2 protein-coding genes are annotated in these 1,603 nt (G+C 43.8%); one reads left to right on the top strand and one right to left on the bottom strand.

Annotated elements, in window-relative coordinates; translation table 11 throughout:
* The first annotated feature begins 76 nt into the window (after nt 1–76).
* Nucleotides 77–718, top strand: a complete 642-nt coding sequence (locus tag A3729_RS16915; protein ID WP_082865261.1) for an endonuclease — start codon at nt 77–79, stop codon at nt 716–718.
* A 45-nt stretch (nt 719–763) separates the two neighbouring features.
* Here A3729_RS16915 and A3729_RS33190 read toward each other — a convergent pair.
* Nucleotides 764–1,603: trans-acting enoyl reductase family protein (locus A3729_RS33190; RefSeq protein WP_068634107.1), on the bottom strand; the 840-nt coding region annotated here is incomplete at its 5' end.

Raw genomic sequence — 1,603 nt, 5'->3', positions numbered from 1 at the left:
ACGTCAATTATAAGAATCATATAAGTTGTTAAGCAGTCTTCTTTTACTACCAATAGCTTCACCGAGGTAAACCTGAATGCGCTTAAAACGCAACAAACAAATATGTAGCGCGATAGTTATCGCTATCAGCTGCTTGCTATTAAGTTCAATCGCGGCAGCTGATTACAAATCAGTGATTAAGGATAAATTTTGGGGCGCCATTTATAAAAATGGCGGGCAGACCTTTTTCTGCAAAAAGTCTTTCTCAAAGAAAACACCGCTTCTCGCGGTCAGCCATATTTACCCAAGCGCTCAAGTACGTGACCACCTTCAATGCGGAACTAAACGCCAGTGCCTTCGTTCAGACGATCGCTATATGGAAATAATCTCTGATTTGCATAATGTTGTTCCGGCTGACTCTTACTTTGAGTTTAAAAGAAAAGGCGCAAAGTTCGGCAACTTAGAAGAAACGATTGAGGCCAATAATTGCGGCATTCGAAAGAAGTTACACATTATTGACCCACCTAACGAGCTCAAAGGGGATATTGCCAGAATTCTGTTTTATATGAAGGCTAACTATGACCTACCCTTGCGTACTCATATGTCTTTATTAAAACTATGGCATGAGAATGATCCACCAAGCCCGGAGGAAGTCTCACGTAATGCGATTGTGGCTGAGTATCAGGGCAATGAAAATGAGTTTATCTCCAACCCATCTTTAGCTTATAACATTGATTAACTGCATCGTCGGGTTAAAACCCGACTTACCCTGAACTCAATAACCTTAGGGCTCGATTGAGAAGCCTAGACCAGCCTTTTCTTCTAGCCTATGCAATAAGGCATCACCCATTGCTGTTGAGGGTGTCAACACTCCGCACATCTTCGGCAAGTGTTTCTTATCCAAGGCTAAACAGGCTGCACTTTCACCAAGCATTTTAGAAGTAGAACCATAACCTGGGTCTCGGTCACCTGTAACCTTGGCAACCAATGTTCGGTCATTCATACGGCCAATTACACTAAAGGTGAAGAAGCCAGCTTCACGCTCTGCTTTATTTGGCCCTTCACCAGGTTCAGGGAAAAAGCGATTAATTGTATTTTTATACCAAGACCCCGGCTTACCTGCCATCATCAAGCCTAAGGTCAATAAGCCAGCATAACCTTTGGCTCTTCCAGTAAAGCCTTTGCCGCTCATCATCGCTTCATCATAAAGGAAGTCTTTTCCATACGGGTAAGACTTCAAAGCATGAGAGCGTCGAACAACGCGCGTATTTATTGCCGCCATGATGAAAGGCATGATCCAAGCTTTTAGGTCAGAGTCGTATTTAACGCTTTGCATATCTGGCTTATCAGGGCCCGACATTTCCCCCTGAGGGTTCAAACCATAAGGGTTGAAGATCACCTTCTTAACTTCAGGGTCTTTACTCGCTTCGAGCATCACATTATTCATACTGGCAAAGGTACCGCCACTCATCGCCCCTTTTGCAGCTTTTAAGCGCATCTTGATATGGTAGCAATATTCGCCATAGTGATGTTTTGCTTCACGCTGAAGAAAGTACACACCCATGTCGGAAGGAATCGAGTCAAAACCACAACAATGGACAATCCGGCAACCGGCTTCTTTTGC

This window comes from Oleiphilus sp. HI0043 (genome assembly GCF_001634935.1).
The sequence above is the reverse complement of the archived record's forward strand: the minus strand, read 5'-3'. Positions and strand labels throughout refer to the sequence as shown.

Coding starts and splice junctions, on each gene's coding strand:
- A3729_RS16915 (WP_082865261.1), top strand. CDS start 77: ATGCGCTTAAAACGCAACAAACAAATATGTAGCGCGATAGTTATCGCT.